22 protein-coding genes are annotated in these 25,617 nt (G+C 40.0%); 3 read left to right on the top strand and 19 right to left on the bottom strand.

Features of this window, described 5'->3' with window-relative positions; genetic code table 11:
- Window positions 1-22 precede the first annotated feature (22 nt).
- The 13 genes from kynU to NSQ59_RS06055 all read right to left on the bottom strand — a co-directional run bounded on the left by kynU (window position 23) and on the right by NSQ59_RS06055 (window position 14,040).
- Window positions 23-1,303, bottom strand: a complete 1,281-nt coding sequence (gene kynU / locus NSQ59_RS06115) for a kynureninase (protein WP_340830116.1) — start codon at window positions 1,301-1,303, stop codon at window positions 23-25.
- A gap of 368 nt (window positions 1,304-1,671) precedes the next feature.
- The gene (locus NSQ59_RS06110; RefSeq protein WP_340830114.1) at window positions 1,672-2,289 is read right to left on the bottom strand and encodes a TetR/AcrR family transcriptional regulator; all 618 of its coding nucleotides are present in this window, start codon (window positions 2,287-2,289) and stop codon (window positions 1,672-1,674) included.
- Window positions 2,290-2,611: 322 nt separating this feature from the next.
- Entirely contained in the window at window positions 2,612-2,986 is a 375-nt protein-coding gene (locus tag NSQ59_RS06105) for a DUF3899 domain-containing protein (protein WP_340830111.1), read from the bottom strand.
- Window positions 2,987-3,103: 117 nt separating this feature from the next.
- Window positions 3,104-4,720 (bottom strand): peptide ABC transporter substrate-binding protein, encoded by a 1,617-nt coding sequence (locus NSQ59_RS06100; protein ID WP_055738623.1) that lies wholly within the window; start codon window positions 4,718-4,720, stop codon window positions 3,104-3,106.
- 164 nt (window positions 4,721-4,884) lie between these two features.
- Window positions 4,885-5,838, bottom strand: a complete 954-nt coding sequence (locus NSQ59_RS06095; RefSeq protein ID WP_340830109.1) for an ABC transporter ATP-binding protein — start codon at window positions 5,836-5,838, stop codon at window positions 4,885-4,887.
- Window positions 5,831-6,853: an ABC transporter ATP-binding protein gene (locus tag NSQ59_RS06090; RefSeq protein ID WP_055738621.1), complete on the bottom strand. Its 1,023-nt coding sequence runs from the start codon at window positions 6,851-6,853 to the stop codon at window positions 5,831-5,833. The genes NSQ59_RS06095 and NSQ59_RS06090 overlap by 8 nt, the downstream gene beginning before the upstream one ends.
- 11 nt (window positions 6,854-6,864) lie before the next feature.
- Window positions 6,865-7,809: an ABC transporter permease gene (locus NSQ59_RS06085; protein WP_126648458.1), complete on the bottom strand. Its 945-nt coding sequence runs from the start codon at window positions 7,807-7,809 to the stop codon at window positions 6,865-6,867.
- Between the two features lies 1 nt (window position 7,810).
- On the bottom strand, window positions 7,811-8,737 hold the full coding sequence (locus NSQ59_RS06080; protein WP_126648474.1) for an ABC transporter permease: 927 nt from the start codon (window positions 8,735-8,737) through the stop codon (window positions 7,811-7,813).
- 394 nt (window positions 8,738-9,131) lie between these two features.
- Window positions 9,132-9,578 carry an Lrp/AsnC family transcriptional regulator gene (locus NSQ59_RS06075; RefSeq protein ID WP_055738619.1) on the bottom strand — a complete coding sequence of 149 codons (447 nt, stop codon included), beginning with the start codon at window positions 9,576-9,578 and terminating at the stop codon, window positions 9,132-9,134.
- A 379-nt stretch (window positions 9,579-9,957) separates the two neighbouring features.
- Window positions 9,958-11,280, bottom strand: a complete 1,323-nt coding sequence (locus NSQ59_RS06070) for a TIGR00366 family protein (RefSeq protein ID WP_055738618.1) — start codon at window positions 11,278-11,280, stop codon at window positions 9,958-9,960.
- 75 nt (window positions 11,281-11,355) lie between these two features.
- Window positions 11,356-12,543, bottom strand: a complete 1,188-nt coding sequence (locus tag NSQ59_RS06065) for an acetyl-CoA C-acetyltransferase (RefSeq protein WP_055738617.1) — start codon at window positions 12,541-12,543, stop codon at window positions 11,356-11,358.
- A gap of 133 nt (window positions 12,544-12,676) precedes the next feature.
- Window positions 12,677-13,330 (bottom strand): CoA transferase subunit B, encoded by a 654-nt coding sequence (locus NSQ59_RS06060; protein WP_340830099.1) that lies wholly within the window; start codon window positions 13,328-13,330, stop codon window positions 12,677-12,679.
- A gap of 26 nt (window positions 13,331-13,356) precedes the next feature.
- Complete coding sequence (locus NSQ59_RS06055) at window positions 13,357-14,040, bottom strand: CoA transferase subunit A (RefSeq protein WP_161809281.1); 684 nt, start codon at window positions 14,038-14,040, stop codon at window positions 13,357-13,359.
- A gap of 153 nt (window positions 14,041-14,193) precedes the next feature.
- Here NSQ59_RS06055 and NSQ59_RS06050 point away from each other — a divergent pair, with 153 nt between their 5' ends.
- Window positions 14,194-15,063, top strand: coding sequence for a LysR family transcriptional regulator (locus NSQ59_RS06050; protein ID WP_340830096.1), 870 nt, complete (start codon window positions 14,194-14,196; stop codon window positions 15,061-15,063).
- Between the two features lie 129 nt (window positions 15,064-15,192).
- Here the strand turns inward: NSQ59_RS06050 and ltrA are convergent, their stop codons facing one another.
- From ltrA to NSQ59_RS06030, 4 genes are all read right to left on the bottom strand, one after another.
- Window positions 15,193-16,449 carry a group II intron reverse transcriptase/maturase gene (gene ltrA / locus NSQ59_RS06045; protein ID WP_340828527.1) on the bottom strand — a complete coding sequence of 419 codons (1,257 nt, stop codon included), beginning with the start codon at window positions 16,447-16,449 and terminating at the stop codon, window positions 15,193-15,195.
- A 588-nt stretch (window positions 16,450-17,037) separates the two neighbouring features.
- Window positions 17,038-18,033, bottom strand: coding sequence for a zinc-binding dehydrogenase (locus NSQ59_RS06040; protein WP_340830094.1), 996 nt, complete (start codon window positions 18,031-18,033; stop codon window positions 17,038-17,040).
- 145 nt (window positions 18,034-18,178) lie between these two features.
- Window positions 18,179-19,363, bottom strand: coding sequence for a M20 metallopeptidase family protein (locus NSQ59_RS06035; protein WP_340830091.1), 1,185 nt, complete (start codon window positions 19,361-19,363; stop codon window positions 18,179-18,181).
- Entirely contained in the window at window positions 19,360-20,292 is a 933-nt protein-coding gene (locus NSQ59_RS06030) for a S66 peptidase family protein (protein WP_340830089.1), read from the bottom strand. The genes NSQ59_RS06035 and NSQ59_RS06030 overlap by 4 nt, the downstream gene beginning before the upstream one ends.
- Window positions 20,293-20,621: 329 nt before the next feature.
- Here NSQ59_RS06030 and NSQ59_RS06025 point away from each other — a divergent pair, with 329 nt between their 5' ends.
- A complete protein-coding gene (locus NSQ59_RS06025) occupies window positions 20,622-21,734 on the top strand; it encodes a site-2 protease family protein (protein ID WP_340830087.1) in 1,113 nt (370 codons plus the stop codon).
- Between the two features lie 21 nt (window positions 21,735-21,755).
- On the opposite strand, the gene NSQ59_RS06020 is transcribed toward NSQ59_RS06025, so the two are convergent.
- Window positions 21,756-22,721, bottom strand: a complete 966-nt coding sequence (locus tag NSQ59_RS06020) for a bile acid:sodium symporter family protein (RefSeq protein ID WP_340830086.1) — start codon at window positions 22,719-22,721, stop codon at window positions 21,756-21,758.
- 361 nt (window positions 22,722-23,082) lie between these two features.
- Here NSQ59_RS06020 and NSQ59_RS06015 point away from each other — a divergent pair, with 361 nt between their 5' ends.
- The gene (locus NSQ59_RS06015) at window positions 23,083-24,255 is read left to right on the top strand and encodes a hypothetical protein (RefSeq protein ID WP_340830085.1); all 1,173 of its coding nucleotides are present in this window, start codon (window positions 23,083-23,085) and stop codon (window positions 24,253-24,255) included.
- 168 nt (window positions 24,256-24,423) lie between these two features.
- On the opposite strand, the gene agaS is transcribed toward NSQ59_RS06015, so the two are convergent.
- Entirely contained in the window at window positions 24,424-25,593 is a 1,170-nt protein-coding gene (gene agaS / locus NSQ59_RS06010) for a tagatose-6-phosphate ketose isomerase (RefSeq protein WP_340830084.1), read from the bottom strand.
- Between the last annotated feature and the right edge of the window lie 24 nt (window positions 25,594-25,617).

The following is a 25,617-nucleotide window of genomic DNA, read 5'->3' as shown; positions in this document are numbered from 1 at the left end:
CCCTTTGGAATATACTATTAGGTTACACGACAAGCGTACGCTCGGTCTTATAATTCTCATATTCACGATGAACGGCAATATCCTCTAATATTTCTACAAGTTTATATACATCTTCATAGGAAACGTAGAGAGCAACTGGTGCAAGTCTAATTACATTTGGTTCCCTGAAATCCGGGATTACTTTATGACTTTTTAGCGCTTTGCAAATTCGATATGCTTCGTCATGCTCTAAGCTGACATGTCCGCCGCGTTTATGATCCTCACTCGGATTTCCGATAGTGAAGCCGTACTTTGCTAGCCTGTTATCGATGAGGTACATAAGATATGCGGTAATATCCAGTGACTTGGCTCTGATTTTTTCCATTCCTACTTCATGATAAATATTCAAAACACCTTCTAATGGAGCCATCGATAAAAGCGGCTGGGTTCCTGTTTGCCACCCATGTGCATTTAATTCATGATCAAACTGCTGACGCAGCTGGAATTGAGTTTCATTTTTATTACCGTGCCATCCTGCAAGACCTGGTTCCTTCTGAAAATGTTTTTTATTAATATAGAAACCGGCAATGGCTCCAGGACCAGCAGATAAATACTTATAATTGCACCAAACAGCAAAATCAGGATTAAAGCTTTTAAAATCATGTGGAACGGCACCAATTGAATGACATAAATCCCATCCGATTATTATGCCTCTTGCATGAGCCTCATTTGTGATCCGTTCCATATCCAACAACTGTGCACTTCGATAAAATACAGATGGAAGCAAAATTAATACAACATCCTCTGTCATCCCTTCAATAATGTCATCTTCGGAAAGATATCGTCCATCTGAGCTTGAGATGACTTTTACAGCATCAGCAGGGTCATATCCTTTTAATCTCACCTGGCTGTCTACTGCATATCGGTCTGTAGGAAAATTAAGATCATCCACTAAAATCTTGTAGCGCTCTGGTGTCGGCTGATAAAAAGTACTGATTCCCTGATGAATATTGATGGTTGTATTCGTCATTACCGTCACTTCATTGGCCTCGGCACCAATTAATTCAGCAAGCTTTTCGCCTAGAACATTTTGATACATAAAATATCGGCTATCCTCCACATCCCATATCCCAATTCCATGTTTTTCCCACATATCAACAATGTGGTACAATGCCTCTTTCGCATCTTTTGAACATAGTCCTAATGAATTGCCATCCATGTAAATTTCATTTTCCTTTACACAAAAACGCTCGCGTATATGCTTTATTGGATCTTCCAAATCTTTCTTTTTAGCAAACTCCAAACTACTTTCAAAATTTCTCATGATGTATTCCTCCTAAATAGGTATTTTAGTAATGTAAAAATGGATTTGGCGAAGGTTTCTGATAGCGCTTTCAAATATGATAGCTATCTATTCTTCTTATACCTCCTTGCTAAATTAGCATTACAAAGAATATTCAGTATATTTCTTTAAATGGAATTATAATATGAATCCGACATTATGTCTAATATTTTTTTGAATGTATTCCTTAGTATATTGAAATATATTTATTACTATAATGTTTACTTTTGTAAACATAGTGATACCATGTCGGATTTATACCGAAATTACCAAGCTTTTATAAAAAGATAGGTATCCAAAAAACAAAAAGCCAAGTGCTATTTGATAGACTTGACTTTACTTCATTATCATTATTTATAAATCGCATCTAAATACATTGTTGTTAAGGTAGATGCAACTTCCTCAAGGGGATATTCATTTTGATTAAAAACAATCTCCCATTGGTACATCTCATTGGAAAAAAACCAACTGCGCGCAACAATTTCAGCTTTTAAGTCGGTTCTGGCTAAACCTTTCACTTGTGAATAGGTGATATCCTTCGTAATACTTTGGATAAATCGTAGCCTGATTTCCTCCCATTTTTGATTTATCGCTGCAGAAAGTCCGATTCCATCGGAGAAAACCCTCATCATTTCTCTCTCCGTTTCTGCAATTTGCAAGAATTCCAGTACCTGCTTAAAAATAATGGATTCCGCCTCTTGCCTAGTAGAAGGAAAAAAGGGAGTATCGGCAATCTCGAAGAATCTTTTCATCACATCTTCCATTAATACTATGAGCAGATCATCTTTCCCTTTAAAGTGCCCATAGACAGTTCCATAGCCGATTCCGGCCTCCTCCATTATTTGCTTCACCGTCGTTTTTTGGAAACCTTCTTTTAAAAAAACAAGCTGTGCCGCTTGGATAATTTTATTTCGGGTCTTCAGAGACCGCAAATGCCGACCATCTTCCAAATTATTCTGCTCTCTCATGACTACACCTACAATAGGGGACAAGAGGTCTGTTCCCATGTCCCAAAAATCAATTTATTTAGTAAAAATATACCAAAGTACTCCCTAATAAATCAATCATTTGCAACCACTGAAATGGTGTCAGGCACCATTCGTGGACATTTACGAACTTTGTCCCCCTCACATGGACATTTTTTCGAATTTTCCCTTAAAGTGTTCTTGAATACAAGTTCGGGGTAGAAGGTCAGGTTCACTTTCCAAAGAAAAGTCCACTCCATTTTCCAAAAACTAAAAATGGGACGAGGTATTTATTCCCACGTCCCACACTCCTTGTTCTAGAGCATTATTGATAATAACGAAACAAACTAATCAACGAAACGGTTAACGAGATAACAGCGAGGTTCGTGCACATATAGGATAACCACTTTGTCACATCGCTCTTCCATTGGTTAAGCCCAGGATCATTTTTCATCAGGTAATCGGCGCGTTCAGCAGATCTCGTTTTTGGTGTGATCATATTTCCCAAAAGGTTAAACCCATCTGTTAACAAGGTTAAAAACCCTGATTTCCAAATGTTTATGGTAACTGCTGCAACCAGCGCGATGATTCCTACTAAAAAGGTGCTATTAATCCAGGTTAATAGTGTGCCACCTGCCCATATCTTGTATCCTATTAAAATACAAAACGATATACAACTTAGCAGTAAATGTTTTTTCATCCTGTCTGTCACCTCAACTTCTTATCTCGATTCGATTGATGAATGATACTAAATAACTGAATAAAGTGGGAAAAGGTACTGATCTCCCCTTCCCACTTAGGACTGAAGAACCGTCCCTTAATTACTTGTTTTCTTTGCCCACTTGAAGGAAGGGCTGCTTTCCAAGTAATAGGCAATGTTGCTGAATTTAGATGATACTAAGAATGTGTTTGTGTAGAAATAAACTGGCATAAATGGCATGTCCTGCATTAAAACATCTTCTGCTTGGTGCAATAATTCAAAGCGTTTTGTTTCGTCTTGTTCCACTTTTGATTTTGCCATTATGTCATCATATTTCTTATTTACCCAGCCTGTACGATTGTTCGGGCTGTCACCTAAGTAGTAATCAAGCATAATTACTGGGTCTACAAAGGAACCGATCCAACCCATACGTGCCATTTGGAAGTTTTGCTGATGCGTTGTATCCAAGTATGTTTTCCATTCTTGATTGTTTACCTTAATGTCCACCCCAAGGTTTTTCTTCACCATTTCTTGTACAGCTTCGGCGATTTTTTTGTTGTTTTCTGCAGTGTTATATAGCAATGTTACGTTTGGAAGAGTAGACCAGCCTTCTTCCTTCATTCCTTCTTGTAAAAGCTTCTTAGCTTCCGCAGCATCTTCTTTGAAATAGTTTCCGCCTTCTTCACGGAAGTCGCCGCCATTTGGTGTTTTAACACCAGGAGGAACCATGCCGTATGCTGGAATTTCACCAGCTTTTGTTACGTTATCCGTAAGGGTTTTACGATCAATGGACATTGCAAATGCGCGACGGATTTTTGCATTGGTGAATGGCTCTTTATTAACATTAAACATAATCATATAGGTTCCGAAATAAGGTACTTCTTTAAATTCTTTATTATTTTTTTCTGCTTCCAGTGCATCAGATGGCAATGTCATGATAAAATCTAACTCGCCTGTCTTATACATTTGGTAGTAAGTTGTCGCATCTGGCACGATTTTAAAGGTAATCTTTTTCAAGCTTACATCTTTTTGTCCATAATACTTATCGTTTTTCTCAATAACTACTTGACTATTATGCTTCCAATCTGTCATTTTGAAGGCACCGTTACTTACATAGTTTTTCGCATCTGCAGCCCAATTTTTATTTTTCTCTACTAAATCCTTTTTCACTGGATAGAAAGTATACATAGCTAGCAATTTATTGAAGTAAGCAAGCGGTGCATTTAGTTCTACCTGCAATGTATGATCATCAACTGCTTTTACTCCGACTTGATCAGCGGAGCCTTTTCCCTTGTTATATGCTTCTGCTCCTTTTATATAGTAAAGATAAAAAGCAAAGGAACTTCCTGTTTCAGGATTAAGCACTCGTTTCCATGAATATTCAAAATCCTGTGCTGTTACTGGTGTACCATCAGACCATTTTGCATCGTCGCGAATAGTAAAAGTATACGTTTTTCCATCATCCGAAACCTTTGTATCCTTCGCTAAACCAGGTACAATTTCCCCTTTTTTATCCTTCGTATATAATCCTTCAAATGTATGGTTTAATACCCAGCCTGAGGTTGTATCGGTTGCAAGTGCAGGATCGAGAGCTGGCGGCTCCGCAGTCATCCCAACCGTCATTTCTTGCTTCACATCTTTACTGTTTCCTGATGTTGCTTTATCGCCGCCACATCCAGCCAAAACACTGGACAATGCAAGCATGGCAACCAGCATAATTAACCATTTTTTCATCTTAATTCCCCTCCATTTTTCTCTTTTATAAAATTGTCCACGCCTAGCGCAAGCAGCCATCGGCTAGCGGATTTCTACACAGGGTAAAACATTAGCTTGTAAACCTCGTCTGTGACTTCGAAATCCGTACGCTAGAGCTGAGGCGCTTGCACATTTGTTCTTCATTACTTATATAAATGACAGGCTGTCCAATGGTTCGGTTGGACTTCCTTCCATTCCGGTGAAGTTAGAGAGCAGATTTCCATTGCATGCGGACATCTCGTAGAAAAACGACACCCTTGCGGTGGATTCACGGGACTTGGTGGGTCCCCTCCCAATACAATCCGTTCTCTCTTAACTGCCTTAGGATTTGCTACTGGAATGGCCGACAAAAGTGCTTGTGTATAAGGATGCAATGGATTGACAAATAGCTCATGGCTGTCAGCCAGCTCCATCATTTTCCCTAAATACATCACGCCAATACGGTCACTGATATGCTTCACCATTCCTAAATCATGTGCGATAAAAAGATAGGTTAAGCCTTCCTGCTCCTTCAAATCATCCAGCAAATTAATCACTTGTGCCTGAATCGAGACATCCAGAGCAGAAATCGGCTCATCCGCGACGATAAATTTCGGCTGGACGGCGAGTGCTCTGGCAATTCCAATCCGCTGTCTTTGCCCCCCGCTGAATTCATGCGGGTATCTTTTTGCATGAGTGGGACTCAATCCAACTTTTTCAAGCAATTCATAGATTCGGTTTTGACGTTCTGCACCTTTAGCCAATTTATAAGCATCGATTCCCTCGGCTATTATATCTCCGACTCTCATACGTGGATTAAGGGAGGCATGCGGATCTTGGAAAATTATTTGCATCTCTTTATTCACGATTTTTCGTTTCTTGGAATCTAGCTTTCCGAAATCTTGATCATTGTAAAAAATACTTCCAGAGCTGGGAGACTGTAACCCGACAATCGTTTTCCCTAATGTGGACTTTCCGCTCCCGCTCTCTCCTACAAGTCCAAACGTCTCACCCTTGCGAATGTAAAAAGAAATATCATCTACAGATTTAACAGTTTGATCCTTTTTAATATGAAAGTATTTTTTAAGATTTTTCACTTCCAATAAGGCTTCACTCATTTTGCTCCCTCCCTGCTGCCACTAAGTCATGAATTTTTGGTGCACGTTCATCATTTAACCAGCATTTTGCCGTATGACCGTTTTCTATTTCAAACTCAGGCGGCATATGATCGACGCAAACCTCCATCGCATACTTGCAGCGGGCGGCAAATGGACATCCCTTTGGCGGATTAAAAAGATCCGGCGGTGAACCTTCTATCGGAATCAGCCTTTCCTTTTCCTCAGCCTCGAAATTTGGAATCGATTCTAACAGGCCCCATGTGTAAGGATGCTTTGGAGATTCAAAAATATCCTCCACACTACCTGTTTCGACAATGACGCCTGCGTACATAACGGCAACTCTTTGCGCTGTTTCTGCCACCACTCCTAAATCATGAGTAATTAAAATGATGGCTGTATTCGTTTTTTCCTGTAAGTCCTTCATCAAATTCAGAACCTGTGCTTGGATCGTCACATCGAGCGCGGTTGTCGGTTCATCTGCGATTAGCAGTTCTGGATTACAAGCCAACGCGATTGCAATCATGGCTCTTTGCCGCATACCACCACTAAATTCATGGGGATATTGATGATACCGTTCTTCCGGATTCGGAATTCCCACTAGCTTGATCATTTCCACTGCTTTTTTCCTGGCTTGTCCTTTGGTTACTTGCTGATGGTTGAGAATGGACTCCTCAATTTGTTTCCCGACCTTCATCGTTGGATTCAACGAGGTCATCGGATCCTGGAATACCATACTAATCTTCGAACCTTTTAATTTGCGCATTTCCTTTTTTGAAAGCTTTAACAGATCTTTTCCTTGAAAAAGAATTTTTCCACCTTTAATTTTTCCCGGTGGGGTTGGAATCAGGTCCATAATCGTTTGAACTGTAACGCTTTTTCCGCTGCCGCTTTCCCCAACGATTGCCATGATTTCGCCTTTTTCAACATGAAAGGAAACATCTCGAACAGCCTGGACCTCACCTCCGTAGGTTTTAAAATTAACCTCTAAATTCGATACCTCCAATAAGTGTTCCATTTTCTCACCTCCTAATCGCTGCTTCTTGGATCAAGCGCATCCTGAACCCCATCGCCAAACGAGTTAAAGGCAAACATCGTTAACGAAATCAGAAAGCCCGGGAAGAATAATCTCCACCATTGCCCGCTTAAAATTACACCTAATGCATCATTCGCCATTGTTCCCCAGCTTGCAAACGGGGCTTGAACACCTAACCCTAGGAAGCTTAAGAATGACTCTGCAAATATAGCCTGGGGAATAGTGAAGGTTAGGTTTACGATAATAATCCCCATCGTATTTGGTATCAAATGCTTTAGGATGATTTTTGAATGGGATGTACCAAGTTTTTCCGCAGCTAACACATATTCCTGTGATTTCAGCTGTAAAATTTGACCGCGAATAATCCGTGCCATTCCAACCCAACCTGTAACGGAAAGTGCAATAATAATTGCTTTTATCCCTGGCTCCATGATGACCATTAACAAAATAACAATCAGCAAATATGGAATGCCGTATAAAATTTCGACAATCCGCATTAACGTCATATCAATGCGGTCGCCTTTTTTGCCGCGTCCGGCCATATAGCCAGAGATACCTCCAACCACAACTCCGATAAGTAAATCAATTAGTGCTGCAACTAGTCCGATGGTCAAGGAAACACGTGCACCATACCATGTACGTGCCCACATATCTCTCCCTAAATCATCCGTTCCAAACCAGTGGCTTCCTGACGGAGCTAAGTTCGCTTTTGTTAAGCTTTGCTCCGATGGGCTGTAAGGGACCATGGATGGACCAAAAATAGCAAAAAAAACGATGATGACTAAAAGGGAGAATCCTAGGATAGCAAGCTTATTTTTGATAATTTTTAAGAGCGCGTCCTTCCACGCACTTAAGCTTGGCCGCTGAATAGTATCATGCATGAGTCGCTTCGGATCAGCGGGCCGAAATAGGGATTGCTCTATATTTTTTTCTATCATGTTAATCCCCCTTACTCGAAAGCTTAATTCTCGGATCAATAATTCGGTATGAAATATCAATTAAAAACAACGTCACCACAAGAATGGCACTATAGAATACTGTGACACCCATAATGACTGGATAATCTCGATTGAAAATACTGTCGACAAAGTATCGACCTAATCCCGGTATCGCAAATATTTTTTCAATGACAAATGTACCGGTAAGCAATGCTGCAAATAACGGACCAATAAACGTAACGACTGGAAGGATTGCATTTCTGACACCGTGCTTGATGACTAGCTTTGTAGTCGACAATCCTTTTGCGTCCGCAGTCTTCATGTAATTTTGATTCATCACTTCAATCATGCTGGAGCGCATGAATCGGGCAACGACTGCGAGCGGTGTTGCGGCGAGAGCGATACATGGAAGAATCGTATGATCCCACGTTCCCCATGAGGCAACCGGCAACAGCCTCCACTTCACTGCCACAAACTTAATTAATAATGGGGCCAGGATAAAACTCGGTACCGATATTCCGATAATCGCGATCACCATCGCAGTGTAATCAAGGAACCTATTATGATTCAGTGCTGCGATAATTCCTAATAAAAGTCCAAAGAATAAAGCTAGGACAATTGCTTGAAGTCCTAAAGTGGCAGATATCGGAAAACCGGTAGCTATAATGTCATTTACCGTTCTGGTTTCTGATTGTGTAGATGGCCCTAAATCAAAAGTAACTAAGTTTTTTAAGTACAGTGCATACTGGACAGGGATAGGCTTGTCCAAATTGTACTTAGCCCGGATATTTTCCAGCACTTCTTTCGGAAGCACATTAGCATCGGACGCAAATGGATCCCCAGGAATACACTTCATAATGACAAACGTCAAGGTGGCAATCACCCAAATCGTCAAAAACATCGTAAGGAAACGTTTTAAAATGTACACCATGTACACCTCCTATCAAAGTTTTGAATTCTTTATTAAAACAATTGGGTACCGCATTAAAGTCGAATTGGTATCGAACAAGCTGGATGGAGATTCAGTTTCCTTTTCACAGTTTAATTTTTGGATAAGGAGACAATTGCCCGTTCTTTTTATCAAATTTTGATTTCGCGAAAATCCATTTTCCTCCACGTTCGTTTTATAAGTTTAAACATGGATTTAGGTACGTTCAGCTTTTTATCGTGACCGTTTTAGGCGATGGGGCACGGTTTCGGGCACTTTCACCTCTTCATCGTGACCGTTTCAGCAATAGAGCACTTCCTCGGGTACTTTCGTCTCTCCCGTAACAATGCGTGATGGCACCCAATTTCTTTCACTGATGACTGAAGGCTCAACATCATATGTACTCAAATGTATTTTTATACACACCAAGCTGTACAATGCTGTTCGTTTCTGTTATATCTTGAATTTGATTGAGCTTTAAAACAATATTAGTTATTTCCTGTTGATCAGAGACGGCAATTTGTACGAGCAGCGGATAATCTCCCGATGTTAGAGTGATGTAGCGAATCACCTTTATTTTTTTTAATTCTTCTATTACACTTGGGATAGAATCCGGTTTTACCTTTATTTGAATAATTGCGCCTGACTTTAGACCCAACGCGATCGGATTCACAACCCCTACCACTTCAAAAATTTCTTTTTCTATTAAACTTTTATAGCGAAGTCTAATAGTTTTCTCTGTTACATTCAGCCTACCGGCTATTTCTTTAAAAGACATCCGGCCGTCCACCGATAATTCTTTAATGATACCGCGATCCAAATCATCAATTTCAACGCTCATAAAATACCCCCTTTCGATACTGGAATAGTAAATTAGCACTATAAAGAGGTTGCTAACTTGATACTTCACTCTGTTTTTAGATACATTTTTAACAAAATAATATCGGAAAAAGGAATATTATTGGTATTATATATTTACATTTTTCTGAAATCAATATATTTTGCGAAGGTTTTGATTATTGATTCTATTGTAATGGGAATTTAGTCCTTTACTATAATGAAGTATAAGGTGGCACGAATTTTTCAACTAATTTCGGGACTAGCAAATAGGGAATTTGGTACAGAGGATAAGATAGAAGCTCTATTAAAATAATGAAAAAGATGTCCCAAAAGAGAGAAATCCTTTTAAGACATCTTTTTTAAAAATACATATCTAACTATTAAAAGAAATACAAACCAACTATAAATATAATACCGGAATAAATTAACGCTGTGAGACAGAATCCCATAATATCCCTTGCTTTAAGACCTGCAATGGCTAATGCAGGTAGCGCCCAAAACGGTTGAGCCATATTCATCCAAGCTTCTCCATATGCAATGGCCATGGTAGCTTTTCCTAGATTAGCTCCAATTTCCTTTGCAGCTGAAATGACATATGGACCTTGCACAACCCAGTGTCCTCCGCCAGAAGGGACAGCCAAGTTAACAATTCCAGAACTTAAGAATGTTAATAGCGGGAATGTGTGTACATTAGAGATTGCTACAAAGAAATGTGTAATGCTTTCCCCTAAGCCTGATTGTTCCATCATAATTTGAATACCCGCATAAAATGGAAACTGCACCAAAATACCTGCTGTACCTCCAATTGCCCTTTGAACCGCTCGCATATAAGACATTGGTGTTCCATGCAGTATAATACCAAGAATAAAGAAAATAAGATTTACTATATTAATATTTATATTAAATCCGTTATGAGAGAAATAGAAAATAAAATATACAATTCCAAGAAGACCAATGATATAAGCAAGAATTCTGCTTTCCTCCAGCTTTTCGGCAATACTTGCATTAGGCGGCAATTTCCTAGAAGTTGGCGGATCCTCCTTCAATAGCTTTGGATCGATTGCTACAATTTCATTTTCCGGCCGTATCATAAGCTTAGTTAAGATTGGCAATGTAAGTAAAATAGCAACTGTAATAAAAATATTATAAGGTGTTAGTAATGTTTGAGAAATAGGAATGAGTCCCGCAAGTTTTTCCACTGGGTTTCCTTCCGTCGCTGCCGCTAATGGCACTGAACCAGACAGACCTCCATGCCAAGCCAAAAATCCCATATAAGCACTGGCAATTAATAATCGGTAATCTACTTTTGGAATACGGCGAGCTACTTCACGAGCAAATAAAGCACCGACTACTAATCCGAAGCCCCAGTTAATAATACAGCAAAAAGTAGACATAAATGTAACGAGCATGACACCTTGAGCAGGGGTATGCGCGAGTGAAGCCATTTTGCCCATTCCCCTTCTTAATAGTGGCGAACTAGCCAAGGCATGTCCTGTTACAAGAACTAAAGCCATCTGCATAGAAAAAGCAAGCAGTCCCCAGAATCCATCTCCCCACATCTGAACAACGTCTATCGGAGTGCTTGGGGTAATCGTCACACTAAGGATAAAGACAATAATTGTCAAAATCATTGCGAAAATCAGTGGATCCGGTAAATACCGTTCCACTATTTTAGAAAAAAACTTTGTTATCGAACTAACCATATACATCCCCCGTATTTAAAAATATTTAATGTAATTTGTGAAGATCTCTGCCATATAAGGAGATATTCCATTCTTCTATTTCTCCATCTCCACAATGGTTGAAATACCTTGGCCGCCGCCAATACAAAGTGTAGCCAAGCCTAAGCGCGCGTCACTATGTTTCATCTCATGTAATAAGGTTACTAAGATTCGTGCACCGCTTGCACCAATCGGATGTCCAAGGGCAATTGCGCCGCCATTTACATTCAGTTTATCCCGTGGTATTTGAAGTTCGCGCCCGACCGCTAATGATTGTGCGGCAAACGCCTCATTTGCTTCAATGCGATCCATATCATCAATAGTGAGTCCTGCTTTTTCAAGTGCCTTTTTTGTTGCTGGTACAGGTCCAATTCCCATGATTTTCGGATCAACACCTGCTGTTCCATTGCCACGGATTACTGCCATCGGTTTGATGCCCAGTTCTTTCGCTTTTTCCCTGCTCATCAGTACTAATGCTGCAGCACCATCATTGATACCAGAAGCATTTCCAGCTGTAACTGTTCCATTTTGTTTAAATGCTGGTTTTAATTTCGCGAGATTTTCTGTTGTTACTCCTGAACGCGGGAATTCGTCCGTATCAAAAATAATCGGATCACCTTTTCTTTGCGGAATCACGACGGGAACAATCTCATCTTTAAATTTCCCTGCATTGATTGCATTCTCTGTTTTTTGCTGGCTCCAAGCAGCAAATTCATCTTGTTCCTCTCTGCTTAATTGATATTGCTCTGCAATGTTTTCTGCCGTAACCCCCATATGATAGGAGTTGATGGAGCAATGCAATCCGTCAACGAGCATACTGTCGAAGATTTTCCCATCTCCCATCCGGTATCCTGAACGTGCATCCATCAGCAAGTATGGCGCCATACTCATATTTTCCATGCCGCCAGCTACGACAATCTCTGCATCGCCTGTTTGAATAGCCTGAGTGGCAAGATGAACAGCTTTTAGACCGGAACCGCATAGTTTATTGATCGTCATGGAAGTCACTTCAACTGGTATACCGGCTTGAATCGCAGCTTGACGTGCAGGACCTTGACCAAGACCAGCTTGAAGCACGTTCCCCATGATTACTTCATCCACTTGCTCTCCTTTTATCCCTGCACGTTCTACAGCTTCCTTAATCACAATTGCACCCAACTCCGTGGCCGGTGTGTTACTTAACACACCCATATAACGACCAATCGCCGTACGCACCGCACTGACAATCACAACATCACGCATCATTTTCCCTCCAATATTTAAAATAATTAGACAGAGGGACAGGACCTAGTTCCATTTACTGCAAAGATATTATTCTAAGAAATAGAGCTGTCTCCTTTTTGGAAACAACAGAACCGTCCCTCCATCCTGCTTAATCTTATTGTGCTGCTAAAAGTTCCGGGGCCACCGTGAACTCCGCTTCTGTTTTCTCTTTCACATCGGAAACGGTTACATTTTCTTGCGTTTCAATAAGCACCATTCCATTTGGAGTAAAATCAAAAACGGCTAATTCTGTAATTAAACGATGCACGACTTTTTTTCCTGTGAGCGGCAATGAGCATTCTCGTTTAATTTTGGATTCTCCATATTTATTTACATGTTCCATTATGACAATCACTCGTTTTGCACCATTCACAAGGTCCATTGCCCCGCCCATGCCTTTTACCATTTTCCCGGGAATCATCCAATTTGCCAAGTCACCTTGTTCCGATACTTCCATACCTCCAAGGATAGCCAGATCAATATGGCCGCCGCGAATCATCGCAAATGACTCCGCACTATCAAAAAACGATGCACCCGGAACGGCTGTAACTGTTTCCTTTCCGGCATTGATTAAATCTGGGTCCTCCTGTCCTTCAACTGGATATGGTCCGATCCCGAGCAAACCGTTTTCCGATTGCAGCAAAACATTGAAGTCAGCTGGGATTTCATTCGCTACAAGTGTGGGTATCCCGATGCCCAGATTAACATTCATTCCATCTTTAATTTCCTTCACTGCTCTACTTACTATTTTTTGATGTGAATCTTTCATTTTCGACACTCCATTCTATGAAAATATTAAGCTTTTACAACGGTACGGCGTTCAATCCGCTTTTGATAATTCGTTCCAAGCAACAGACGCTGCACAAAAATGCCCGGTGTATGAATTTCATCTGGGTCCAGTTCCCCTGGCTCAACGATTTCCTCTACTTCTGCAATGGTTATTTTTCCAGCCATCGCTGCTAATGGATTAAAATTGCGAGCTGTTTTACGATACACAAGGTTTCCAAGAGTATCCGCTTTCCATGCCTTCACGAGCGCGAAATCGCCAACAATGCCGTGCTCCAAAAGATACGTTTTCCCATCAAACTCTTTTGTTTCCTTTCCTTCCGCAATAGGAGTTCCAACACCTGTTGCAGTATAAAAGCCCGGAATACCTGCACCACCAGCGCGAATTCGTTCTGCCAGTGTACCTTGTGGCACGAGTTCCACTTCCAGTTCACCACTTAAAAACTGAGTCTCGAAAATTTTATTTTCACCCACATAGGAGGACACCATTTTTTTAATTTGTTTGTTAGCAAGAAGTAAGCCCAGTCCCCAATCATCCACTCCGCAGTTATTGCTGACAACGGTTAAATCTTTCGTTCCCTGCTCTTTAAGTGCCTGTATAGAAAATTCAGGTATCCCTGAAAGTCCAAAACCGCCCACAATAATCGTTGCTCCATCTTTAATATCTGAAACCGCTTCCATAAAGGAATGCATAATTTTACTACTTTTCACCCGTATAGCCTCCTTTAATTGCTTTTAAAATTCTGAATGATTCAACATTCAGTTTACAGTCCTCTTTTTTATTAGTAAAATACATATATAGAATAAATAGTATGAAAATAAGGAATAAATAGGAGAATGTGATGGATGGATTTACGTGAAATAAAATTATTTATCGAAGTAGCAGACCACATGAGTTTTACAAAAGCAGCGGAACATTCTTACTTATCACAGCCCTCCCTCAGTAAAATTGTCAAAAAGCTCGAAGAAGAGCTTCAAGTTGAACTGTTTGATCGCTCCACTCGCCACTTAAGATTAACGGATGCCGGCAGAATTGTTTATCAGCAAGGTCGGAAAGCTCTTGCCCCGCTATACGAATTAAATATTCTTTTGGATGAACTAAGAGATCTGGAAACGGGAGAAATTAAGATTGGCATCCCTCCCCTTATTGGTACTCTCTTTTTCCCTGATATTGCAAGGAAATTCCATGCGAAGTACCCAAAAGTAAAGCTTCAGCTTGTGGAATTGGGAGCCAAACGGATTGCCGAGCTTGTTGAGGATGCCCAAATAGATTTAGGTATTATTGTCTTGCCGGCTGATGAAGAAAAATTTAAAGTATATCCTTATATTACGGACGAATTTGTTTTATTTATATACGAGGAACACCCACTTTCTAATAGAAAGGAAGTTTTATTAACAGAACTGAAAGATGAAAGATTTGTTCTCTTTTCGGAGGATTTTACATTGCATGACTACGTAAAAAAAGCATGTAATGAAGTAGGTTTTGAAGCGAATGTTTCTTACGAAAGCAGTCAATGGGATTTACTTGTCGAACTTGTTTCTTCCAAAATGGGAATAGCCTTATTACCGAAATCGATTTTTTACAAACAAAACCATCCTAATGTCAAAATGATCCCTATAAAAGAGCCTACTCTCCTATGGAAATTAGGCATCATAACTAAAAAGGACGCTTATCATTCATTCTCATTGAACCAGCTTTTAAGCATATTAAATTAGGAGACGGGATGGAACTTGTAAAAAAATAGGATGAGTTACCTCTCCCCCTAACCCAATCGAGTAGGAGGGGGTGACTAACCCCCGACCTCTCACACCACCGTACGTACCGTTCGGTATACGGCGGTTCACTTAAGTATGACGCAAATGGTTGTATCTATCTAACAGACTTTTAAGCTTTTGATTTCTCCAAAACTTTAGATTTAGTGTTGTGTGTAAGATAGGACTATTCGAAATGCGCCAATATTTCTTACGAGAATTTCCCCATTCATGGGCCTTCTCTCTTGGAACGCCAAGGGATATGAGCCTTTTAATTTTTGTTTTGGGTAGTTTCCATTGTTTCCAAAGGCACATTCGGAGTCTTCTTCGAATATGTTCATCCAGTTGTTTAAAGGGAGTTGGCGTGTCTGCCAGCGCAAAATATCCGCACCAACCAACAAGGTATTCATTTAGTTTCTCAATACGCAATTCCAATGGAATGGGTTTTGACCTTGATGTTAGTTCTTTTATTCTACTTTTAGCTCTCTTTATACTTTCTTTTGCGATACGGATTTTTGGATTACGGTTTGATGTGAAGCTGAATCCAAGAAACTTTCGTTTCCACGGTCTGTCCACCGCACTTTTCTCTTCATTTACTTTTAGTTTAAGCTTCTTTTCAATGAAAGTAGTGATAGAACTCTTGACGCGTAAACCTGCCTTCTTGGTTTTTACGTAAATATTACAATCATCTGCGTAGCGGACAAATTTGTGTCCTCTTTCCTCTAGTTCCTTATCTAATTCATCTAACATGATATTGGAAAGTAGTGGACTTAATGGTCCACCCTGAGGAACACCTTCTTCGCTGATAGTTTCCACACCGTTTATCATAATCCCCGACTCTAAGTATTTTCTAATTAACTTTAGAATCGTCTTATCCTTGACTCTTTTTGCTAGGAGTCCCATAAGCATATCGTGATTTACCTTGTCGAAGAACTTTTCTAAGTCCATATCTATTACCCATCTGTAGCCCTCTTCTATATATTGCCTTGCTTCCCTAACGGCATCATGTGCCCTTCTTCTGGGTCTAAACCCATAGCTATGTTCGGAAAAGGTTGGGTCATAGATTGGGGTTAATATTTGGGCAATCGCTTGTTGGACAAAACGGTCTGTCACGGTAGGAATACCTAATAAACGAACGCCGCCATTTGGTTTCGGGATTTCGACTCGTCTGACTGGCATAGGCTCATAGGTTCCGTCCTTTATTGAATTTCGGATTTCTTGCCAATTTTGTAGAATATGCGCTCGTAGGGATTTTACAGGCATTTCATCTACTCCATGGCTACCCTTATTCTTTTCGACACGTTTCAATGCCGAAAGTAGATTGTCCCGTGACAGTATTCGTTCCATCATTTCGATACATCCTTTCACGTGAATATACGTGCTATTTGTGCCATTGTTTATTCCACCCTCTTAAAGTCCCCTGTGGAATTCACCACTTCCTCCTTTAAGTAAGTCCAATTGGATTGTCTGTATCATCATAAACAATGAACGCCTAGTGTATATTCTCCTTAAATGTTCAGTCCTTCCCTAACCATCTTAAGCTAGTCAGGTACTATGACCTCTGCTGACTTCTGGCTGTTCAATTACCCTTCACAAAGTAAGTTACCGAGTGTGCTCGGCATTTCAGCCAGACCTCCCCAGGTAAGAGTACAGTCTTTCTCCCCATCTATCTGCTTCATTTACTCTGTATCATCTTTGGCAGAAAGGACTTCGTTTTGTTTGGCAAACTCATCCAATGATACCTAGCCTTATATGAAGTTCGTGTCCCTCAGACCGGAGATTTGCCGCCCGCTTCCTTCAGATTCTGCGTCACCACAGACACCCTTGCGTTTAGCTACTGCTACTTCTGCCTTCACAGTTCGGGACTTTCACCCTATAGACTGCACCCATGCTGGGCGCACCAAAAAAATGGGACGAGGGGTTTGACCCTCCGTCCCATTAACCAATATAAAATCCGATTTTCCCCAGTTGTTTGCCGGTTTCCAAACGACTAAATGCTTCCTTGTATTGTTCAAGTGGAAATACTTGATCCACTACAGGTCTGATTTGATATTTTTCCATAAATGCTATCATTTCTTTGTATTCTTCTCCGCTTCCCATTGTGGAACCCAGCAGGTTAAATTGACCGTAGAAGAATTCACGAAGATTTAGATGAATCATATCTCCTGTTGAGGATCCGAACGTAACGATGGTCCCGCCTTGACGCAATTGCTTTAGGGATTTATTAATCGTTGCTGCCCCAACACAATCGATAATCAAATCCATTTTCTCCCCATTTAACTCCTTATCCCAGTCGCCGTTGCTGTCAATCGCTTTATTTGCACCGATTTCAAGAGCTTTGTCGGCTTTTTCCTTTGAACGCGAGGTTACATATACAGTTGCTCCTGCTGCCTTTGCAAATTGCAGCATAAAAGTTGCTACCCCACTTCCAATGCCCGGAATAAGTACCTTCATGCCAGATTGCACTTTCCCTCTTGTAAATAAAGCACGGTATGCAGTTAAAGCAGCCAGTGATAAAACGCCGGCTTCCTCCCATGATAAATAGGCAGGCTTTGTCACCACGTTTTCTGCAGGAACAACAATTTTCTCTGAAAAAGTACCATCAGTGGGATGTCCAAGAATGTCGAATCCGACTGGCGGCGCATCACTTTTCTCTTTCCACCCTAAACTTGGGTTGATCATTACTTCGTCGCCAATCTTAACGCTTGTAACTCCTTCTCCAATGGCATCGACCACTCCGGCTCCATCAGATCCAACGATTAATGGCGGATCCGTATGCTTGTGCCGGTTAAGGACTACAAATAAATCTCGGTGGTTTAACCCTGCTGCTTTTAGCTTCACCCTAACCTCCCCTGCTTTTGGAGTTTTTTCTTCCACTTCGCACAAAGATAATCCGTCAAAACCATCTTTTTCTGCATGAACGATTGCTTTCATGATTTGATTCTCCTCTAATTATAATGTTTGCTCTCCTTGAACATGTCTTTGTAAGGAACAGCACAATATCTTTAAACTTTTGCCAAACTGTACCAAATCCCAAAGAAGGTGAGGATGATTTAATATGTAAACAACTCAAATCCCTTTACTCCAAAAAACTAAAAACATTCCAAACCTGCATGGCAACACCAATCTTTAAGCTATTTTCATCTATATTAAAAAATGGTGTATGTACATCATGGACAATTCCTTTTTCATCGTTTCGTACCCCAAGTCGGAAAAAGGCCCCTGGTACCGCTTTGGCGAAAAAAGCAAAGTCTTCTACTCCTAGACTGGGTCTCGAAAGCAGGTTCACATTTTCTTCCCCAATTAGTGCCTCGCCGCTTTCCTTCACAATATCTACCATTTCATCATTATTGATCAACGAAGTGTAGCCAGGTTCAACAGAAAGTACTGCTTCACCACCTAATCCCTTTGCAACATAAGTGACGGTTTCCTCTAATTTTTGTAAAACACCTCTGCGAATCTCAGGAGTTAATGTACGAACCGTTCCGACAAGCTTCACTTCATCAGCTACGATATTCCCTTGGGTTCCTCCGTGAATGGTGCCAATGGAGATGACAGCAGATTCACGGGCATCGACACTGCGACTAACAATGGTTTGCAATGCGCTGATAACCCCGGCGGCAATGACAATCGCGTCTTTTCCCATATATGCATAAGCACCATGCGCATTTTTTCCTTTTACCGTTATCGTTATCGTATCAGAAGAAGCATTCATTTGCCCGTATTTAACCCCAATTTTTCCAACTGGTATCGCAGGATCGACATGAAGGCCAAAGACCGCATCGACCTTTGGATTTTCCAATGCCCCTTCTTTTATCATTGGCTCCGCCCCACCGACTGTTTCCTCAGCCGGCTGAAACAATAACTTTACATTGCCTTTCAGTAAATGCTTGTTTTCCTGTAAAAGCTTGGCCGCTCCTAATAAAACGGTCATATGCGCATCATGTCCGCAAGCATGCATTTTTCCGTCAACAGTGGATTTATACGGGATATCATTTTTTTCTAAAATAGGCAAAGCATCCATATCTGCTCGCAATGCAACTGTTTTTCCATCTTGCTCCCCTTGAATAAGCCCAACCACACCAGTATTGGCAATTCCGGCTTGATAAGGAATGCCCATCTCGTCTAGATACTCACAAATCTTATCCTTCGTTCTAAATTCCTCCATCCCAAACTCAGGATAAGCATGAAAATCTCTGCGTACTTCCACTAACCATGGTAAAATTCCCCCTGCTTGCTGAAGCAAGATTTCTTTTTCCATCATGACAGAACCACACTTTCCTCGATAATTAGACTGCGATTGGTTGCATCGAGCTTTGCTTTTACTCCGAATGGCAAGGTTAATTTTGTCTCGCAATGACCAGCCTGAAGATTATAGATTGTTGGCTTCCCAAACGGTGCGACGATCGTTTTAAATACATCAACAATATCAAATCCATGAGAATAGTTTGGCGATTCACATTCTGTGAATGTGCCAAAAATGATTCCTGCCGCGTCTGTCAACTTTCCAGCTAAAGCTAATTGAGTTAACATTCGATCCACTTTAAACGGTTCTTCCCCGACATCCTCCAGAAATAAAATTTTTCCTTTCGTGTCTAAATCATAAGGGGTACCCATTAACGACGCGACTAAGCAGAGATTTCCTCCGACCAATTCTCCTTCCGCTACACCATCTACTAAACTTAAAATCTCCTCGCCTTCCGGATTGCTAACTGCCCCCAGTGGATTTGAGTTCATTAATAATCGCAGTAAGGAAGTACGCGTAAACTCATCACCATCTAAAAGATCCGAGGTTGCCATCGGTCCGTGAACAGTTGCCAGCCCGCATTTCTGCATAAAAACAGTATGTAAGGCAGTAATATCACTATATCCGATAAATAGTTTTGGATGCTGCGATATCTCTTCATAGTCTAAATAAGGCAGTAGCTGCGGTGTTCCGTATCCGCCGCGTAAACATAGAATCGCATCCACCTCCGGATCAGTGAACATGTCGTTTAGCTCTTTTGCGCGATTTTCCGGAGTCCCAGCCAAATAACCGCCATATTCCTCATAACAGCTTTTCCCTACTTTTACGTTAAAGCCAAGCTCTCGGATCATTTGAATTGCCATCTGCACCCTTTCCACTTTAGATGGACTTGACGGAGCCGTTAATCCAATCGTATCCCCAAATTTAAGCATTTTTCCTTTAAGCATTTCATTCATCTCCCCCAAAATTTTGCGTAAAACTAGTCGCTTTGAATTCATTTATGTATCCATATGCTAACTAAAATTCGATTAACACCAATGGAGTTCCTATAGGTATTTATACCCATTTTATGCTGTTGAAGGTCCATTTCGGGCTGATCGTCATGAAATTCGGGCTGTTCACCTCCCATTTTGGGCCATTCAACATGTAATTCGTGCGATTATTTTTTCTGAGTACTTTCTATTAAATTTTTTTCCAATCAATTTGACCAATAGTGATGAAAATAATCAAAAATGCTTTGAAAATCGTATAAAATAGAATCATAGGGAGGTTGTTTATGAAAAATAAGAAAAGCTTATTTGGAGCTATAGGCGCAGTTCTATTGATCATGTTATCAAAATTAAAATATGTCATTGTTATATTAAAAATTGCCAAGCTTCATACATTAATTTCTTTATTTATCAGTATCGGGGCTTATGCACTTATTTATGGATGGAAGTTCGGGGTAGGGATTGTCTATTTATTGTTCATACATGAGATGGGGCATATGGTTGCAGCGCGGAAAAAAGGAATTCCAACCACTCCTGCTGTTTTTATACCTTTTCTTGGAGCTGCTGTCGGAATGAAAGAAAAACCGAAATCTATCAAAGACGATGTGTATATTTCATACATGGGACCGTTTGCCGGATTATTGTCCATTCTTCCTTTCTTTGTTCTCTACTTTATGACACATGAGTTGTTTTGGATGGCTTTATTCCAGGTAGGTGCGATGCTTAATTTATTCAATCTTATTCCGATGATGCCATTAGACGGCGGCCACATTGCCAAAATGTTAAGTAAAAAATTTACCATTTTCGGACTGATTGTGCTTGCCATCGTTGCGATATTCAGCCCCAATCCAATTCTTATTCTGCTTGTGATTTTTGGAATCCTTCAAGTATTCGCGATGTTTGGCGAAGACAGAAAGGAAAAAGCCTTACACATTCAATCCTTAGAATGGGAAGAAAGAATCCGGGAATGGGAACAACTGAAAAGTACTTATTTAAATATGGAAGAAAGTTCAGAAAAGCTTTCATGGCTTAACAGAATGATATACGAATACAAAAACATATTACATTCCACTAATAATGCCTTATCTGAAAAACGTGATCTTGCTTCGGAAGCGATCTATGAAACAAGAATGCTGGCATATCGAACCATTGTCGTACAGCTGGAATCTTTATATGATGGGGATTTAGCCGAAGAACCTATTTATGCAGAAAAAGAGAAAATCGATAAACAACTCGGGAAAATACAATTTTATAAAAAAACAACAAAAAAAGAAAAGCTAGCAGTGTTTTTACTCTATATCGTACTCATACTAGTCCTGTCAGGGTGTATGATATATTCTATGCATGTTCTGGATTTGAACCAAATACGACAAATGATGTCAGGCACCAGATTAGATTAATCTCTGGTGCCTGAGACCTTTCTATGCAATCTTCCGCTTTTCCTTTACCGATGGATGAAAATACTTATCTATCATATACCCAAAAACGGATGCCAATACTTGTTGAAAGAGCATCGCAATAATAACAGGGGTGGCAACAGCTGGAGGAAAATAGGAAACAGCAATGACCGCTCCGGCACTAATATTCCTCATGCCGCCCAGAAAAGTTAAGGCAACTGTCGTTTCCAAATCTCTTTTCAATATTCTGCCGATCAGAAAAGAAAATAAGTAACCCGTAAAAGCAATGAAGAATACTACTACGCCAATTCCCACTAACTTCAATGAAACATTCTTTAAATGAGGTGCAATAACCGCTCCATTCAACATCACAACAAGCCCTAGGCATATTTTCGAGAAAGGGGCTAATTTAGGACCCAAAGTATCTTTGATTTTCCCTTTTGTCCATTGATTTAACATCATGGCAAGGATCGACGGGATGACCACCATCTCAAATAGCCCTTTCATAATCCCAAGAGTATCTAGTTCAACCTTCTGTCCCACAATTAATGAAAGTGTATATGGAACAATAAACGGTGACAGCAAGGTATCTATTAAAATAAGAGATAAAGTTAACGCCATATTTCCTCTGTAAATAGAAACCCAAATAACGCTTGTCACACCTGTTGGGATTACCATCCCGAGGACTAATCCCGTAATCGTATAAGCATCTCCATGAAAAACGGCATGCCCGATCCCCAAAGCCCAAATCGGCATCAAAACATGTAAGATTATTAGACCAATGATGATGGAAAAAGGATGTGTTACCACCTGTTTCAGTGACTGAAAATTAGAACCAAGACTCCCTGCAAAGGTCATAAAAGCAAATATCCACGGAACGAGAAAGGAATAATCCTTTAAATACACGGATAACAGCACACCAAGTACCACACTTACCGGTGTAATAAAGGGCATCATCTTTTCAAGCCGCTTATTCATTCTAACTAACAAGTAAAACATCTCCTACATTCTAGGTGTCAAACACAGATTCATTCTTTCCTTTATTAGATTAATATGAAAAAGAGTAGAGGTAAATGATTTTTTAAGGGCGAGTGCGTGAGAGTCGAATTCCTTGTATAGAGACTTTCCCCTTTCCCTATTTTTAAAAATAGTTCAAAAATAGTGTAGAAATTTCTCAGAATATATTTTATAATCAAAACTATTATTATTCAAAAGTTAATATTTTCAGTAAATTTTATTAACATTCGGTAATCATTCTGTTTTTATTATTACGAATGGGATATTTTTATTAGTAAATTTCTGAATAATCGTAATAATGAATTCCATCTTTTTTATTCCAGGAGGCTATACTATGACAATCAATGAACCAGTTTTTGCAGCAATGCTAGTGTTAGCATTAGTTGCGGTAGGGGAGATTATTTCAGTTCTAACGAGGGCTAGGGTGCCTATGCTGTTAATTGCAATTATTGGTTTTCTAGTTTTGGTTTGGACGGGAATTTTCCCTAAAAATATTGTGGATACATCAACTTTTAGTCAAATAGGCAGCTTGATGACAGGACCATTGGTGGTTCATTTGGGCACGCTTATTCCATTAACCCTGATGTTTAGACAGTATAAAGCAGTATTAATTGCACTAGGCGGGACGCTTGTAGCTATCGCGTTAGTCCTTCCAATCATTACGATGCTTTTTGGTTATGAAACAGCTGTAGCTGGAATGGGGCCAATCGTCGGGGGAATTGTCGCCTTTATTGTCACCTCTGATGAGTTAAAAGCGCTTGGTTTTACCAATCTTGTTGCGATTCCAGCACTTGTCCTAGCCATTCATAAATTATTTGGTATGCCAGTTGCCTCTATCTTTCTTCGGAAATATGCACTTATTTTACGAGACAAAATAGGACTTCCAGATTCTAAAAAGTATGTTGCTGCAACATTGGAAGCACACATACAAGAAAGCAAACCCAAAAAGAAATTTGAATTTAATACCGCGAATGTTCTCCTATTTAAATTGTTTCTTGGCGCTTCACTCGGAACGGTTATCGGTAGCTTTACCGGGGTCAGTTCTACCATTTGGTGCCTGATTATTGGTGTGCTTGGTGCAAGAGTGAAATTCTATAATGAAAATATTATGGACAAGGCGAAAGCTTCGAGTGTTGCAATTCTTGGTACGATTTTTATTGTCATTGCATCGATGAGTACTGTGAGCCTTTCGCAATTTTTACATTTTATCCCACAAATTTTAGCAATCATTATCATTGGACAAATTGGAATTTTAACAGGAGGATTTATCTTTTCAAAAGTATTTAAAGTACATCCATATAAGGGGATGTCGCTGGCTTTGACTTCTATGTTCGGCTTTCCGGCAGACTATATATTGTGTCAGGAAGTTAGTAGGAGTGTTGGAAGGACAGAAGAAGAAAAAGAAATGCTCTTAAATGAATTATCGCCACCAATGTTAATTGCCGGCTTTACAACGGTGACCGTCGCATCCGTCATCATAGCTAGCATTCTAGTTAAGACACTATAATAATGAAAAAAAGCGGAATAAAAATGGTGTCAGGCACAAGATTAGAATACTTCTAACTTGGTGCTTGACACCTCTTTTTTGGGAAACTTAACTTATTGCTGACTCTGGTGTTGCTTCAATAGGGTTCATGATGACTGTTAAGATTCTCACTCTTTCAACTATCAAAGATTATCCACAATATTTATGTATCGTTACACCTTTAACAACACGGTTAACCGTTCCGGTCGGTGATGGTGTATCTGGTTTATTGCCTACTTTAATAGAAGATAACAACGCAATTGTTTGACCGACCATAATATATGGTAATGCCAGGTATGCATCTGGTATAGACTGAGCTTCACTTCCAAACATGAATCCATCCCCGAAATAATTCGTTTCCCCTTCTACTTGAATCGCACAAATATAGTTCGCGATATCATCCTGCTTCAATTCGTTTAAAATATCGAGGTCATATTGACGGGTATAAGGATGGTTTGAAACAAATACAAATACCAATGCTCTTTCATTCACAAATGATTTAGGACCATGCCTAAAGCCCAATGGGGAATCAAAAGCGGTGACAACTTGCCCCGCAGTTAACTCTAATATCTTTAACTGTGCTTCCCTTGTCAATCCTTCTAAACTGCCGGCTCCAAGATAAATAATTCGTTCAAAGTCCGTATCAACGATTTTTTGGATATTCTCTTCCATGCTAATGACATTTTCACCCATTAAACATAACTTTTTCACCATCTTCATTTTTTCTTCAATGGATAATGGATCAAAGATCAATAAAGCAGCCAAAGTCATACATGAATAACTTCCAGTCATCGCAAAGCCTTGGTCATTCGCTTTTTCGGGCATTAAAAGGAGATAATTATTTTCGTTCCCATCCGACCGTTTTGCAAGCTCACCATCTTGTGCACAAGTGATCGTTAACTGATAAAAGTTAGTTACTATTTTTTGAGCTAATTCGACTGCTGCAACACTTTCGGGACTATTCCCACTTCTTGCAAAGGAAACGAGGAGTGTCGGGATATTTGCCTTTAAATATTGATATGGATTCGACACCAGCGTTGTGGTAGGAACACTTTGCAAATCCCATTTGCCTTCATCCAGTTTTTCCTTTAAATAAGGAAGAATTGTGTCACCAACATAGGCTGATGTACCGGCACCGGTAAAAATGACCCGAATCTGTGAATGCACATCCGTTATTTTTTGCAAAAACGTTTGGATTTCCTCGCTTTTCTGTTGATAAAAGGAATACGTTTCCGCCCATAAACCGGGCTGCTGTTTTATTTCTTCTGTTGTTAACCTTGCACCCAATGAATCTAATATTTCTTGACTGCTTTTAAACAACTTCTACACTCCTTTTTTTAAATG

The sequence above is a fragment of the Margalitia sp. FSL K6-0131 genome, from assembly GCF_038008735.1.
GTDB classification, from domain to species: Bacteria; Bacillota; Bacilli; order Bacillales; family Bacillaceae_C; genus Margalitia; species Margalitia shackletonii.
The sequence above is the reverse complement of the archived record's forward strand: the minus strand, read 5'-3'. Positions and strand labels throughout refer to the sequence as shown.

Coding starts and splice junctions, on each gene's coding strand:
- kynU (WP_340830116.1), bottom strand. CDS start 1,303: ATGAGAAATTTTGAAAGTAGTTTGGAGTTTGCTAAAAAGAAAGATTTG.
- NSQ59_RS06110 (WP_340830114.1), bottom strand. CDS start 2,289: ATGAGAGAGCAGAATAATTTGGAAGATGGTCGGCATTTGCGGTCTCTG.
- NSQ59_RS06105 (WP_340830111.1), bottom strand. CDS start 2,986: ATGAAAAAACATTTACTGCTAAGTTGTATATCGTTTTGTATTTTAATA.
- NSQ59_RS06100 (WP_055738623.1), bottom strand. CDS start 4,720: ATGAAAAAATGGTTAATTATGCTGGTTGCCATGCTTGCATTGTCCAGT.
- NSQ59_RS06095 (WP_340830109.1), bottom strand. CDS start 5,838: ATGAGTGAAGCCTTATTGGAAGTGAAAAATCTTAAAAAATACTTTCAT.
- NSQ59_RS06090 (WP_055738621.1), bottom strand. CDS start 6,853: ATGGAACACTTATTGGAGGTATCGAATTTAGAGGTTAATTTTAAAACC.
- NSQ59_RS06085 (WP_126648458.1), bottom strand. CDS start 7,809: ATGATAGAAAAAAATATAGAGCAATCCCTATTTCGGCCCGCTGATCCG.
- NSQ59_RS06075 (WP_055738619.1), bottom strand. CDS start 9,578: ATGAGCGTTGAAATTGATGATTTGGATCGCGGTATCATTAAAGAATTA.
- NSQ59_RS06070 (WP_055738618.1), bottom strand. CDS start 11,280: ATGGTTAGTTCGATAACAAAGTTTTTTTCTAAAATAGTGGAACGGTAT.
- NSQ59_RS06065 (WP_055738617.1), bottom strand. CDS start 12,543: ATGATGCGTGATGTTGTGATTGTCAGTGCGGTGCGTACGGCGATTGGT.
- NSQ59_RS06060 (WP_340830099.1), bottom strand. CDS start 13,330: ATGAAAGATTCACATCAAAAAATAGTAAGTAGAGCAGTGAAGGAAATT.
- NSQ59_RS06055 (WP_161809281.1), bottom strand. CDS start 14,040: ATGCATTCCTTTATGGAAGCGGTTTCAGATATTAAAGATGGAGCAACG.
- NSQ59_RS06050 (WP_340830096.1), top strand. CDS start 14,194: ATGGATTTACGTGAAATAAAATTATTTATCGAAGTAGCAGACCACATG.
- ltrA (WP_340828527.1), bottom strand. CDS start 16,449: ATGATGGAACGAATACTGTCACGGGACAATCTACTTTCGGCATTGAAA.
- NSQ59_RS06040 (WP_340830094.1), bottom strand. CDS start 18,033: ATGAAAGCAATCGTTCATGCAGAAAAAGATGGTTTTGACGGATTATCT.
- NSQ59_RS06035 (WP_340830091.1), bottom strand. CDS start 19,363: ATGATGGAAAAAGAAATCTTGCTTCAGCAAGCAGGGGGAATTTTACCA.
- NSQ59_RS06030 (WP_340830089.1), bottom strand. CDS start 20,292: ATGCTTAAAGGAAAAATGCTTAAATTTGGGGATACGATTGGATTAACG.
- NSQ59_RS06025 (WP_340830087.1), top strand. CDS start 20,622: ATGAAAAATAAGAAAAGCTTATTTGGAGCTATAGGCGCAGTTCTATTG.
- NSQ59_RS06015 (WP_340830085.1), top strand. CDS start 23,083: ATGACAATCAATGAACCAGTTTTTGCAGCAATGCTAGTGTTAGCATTA.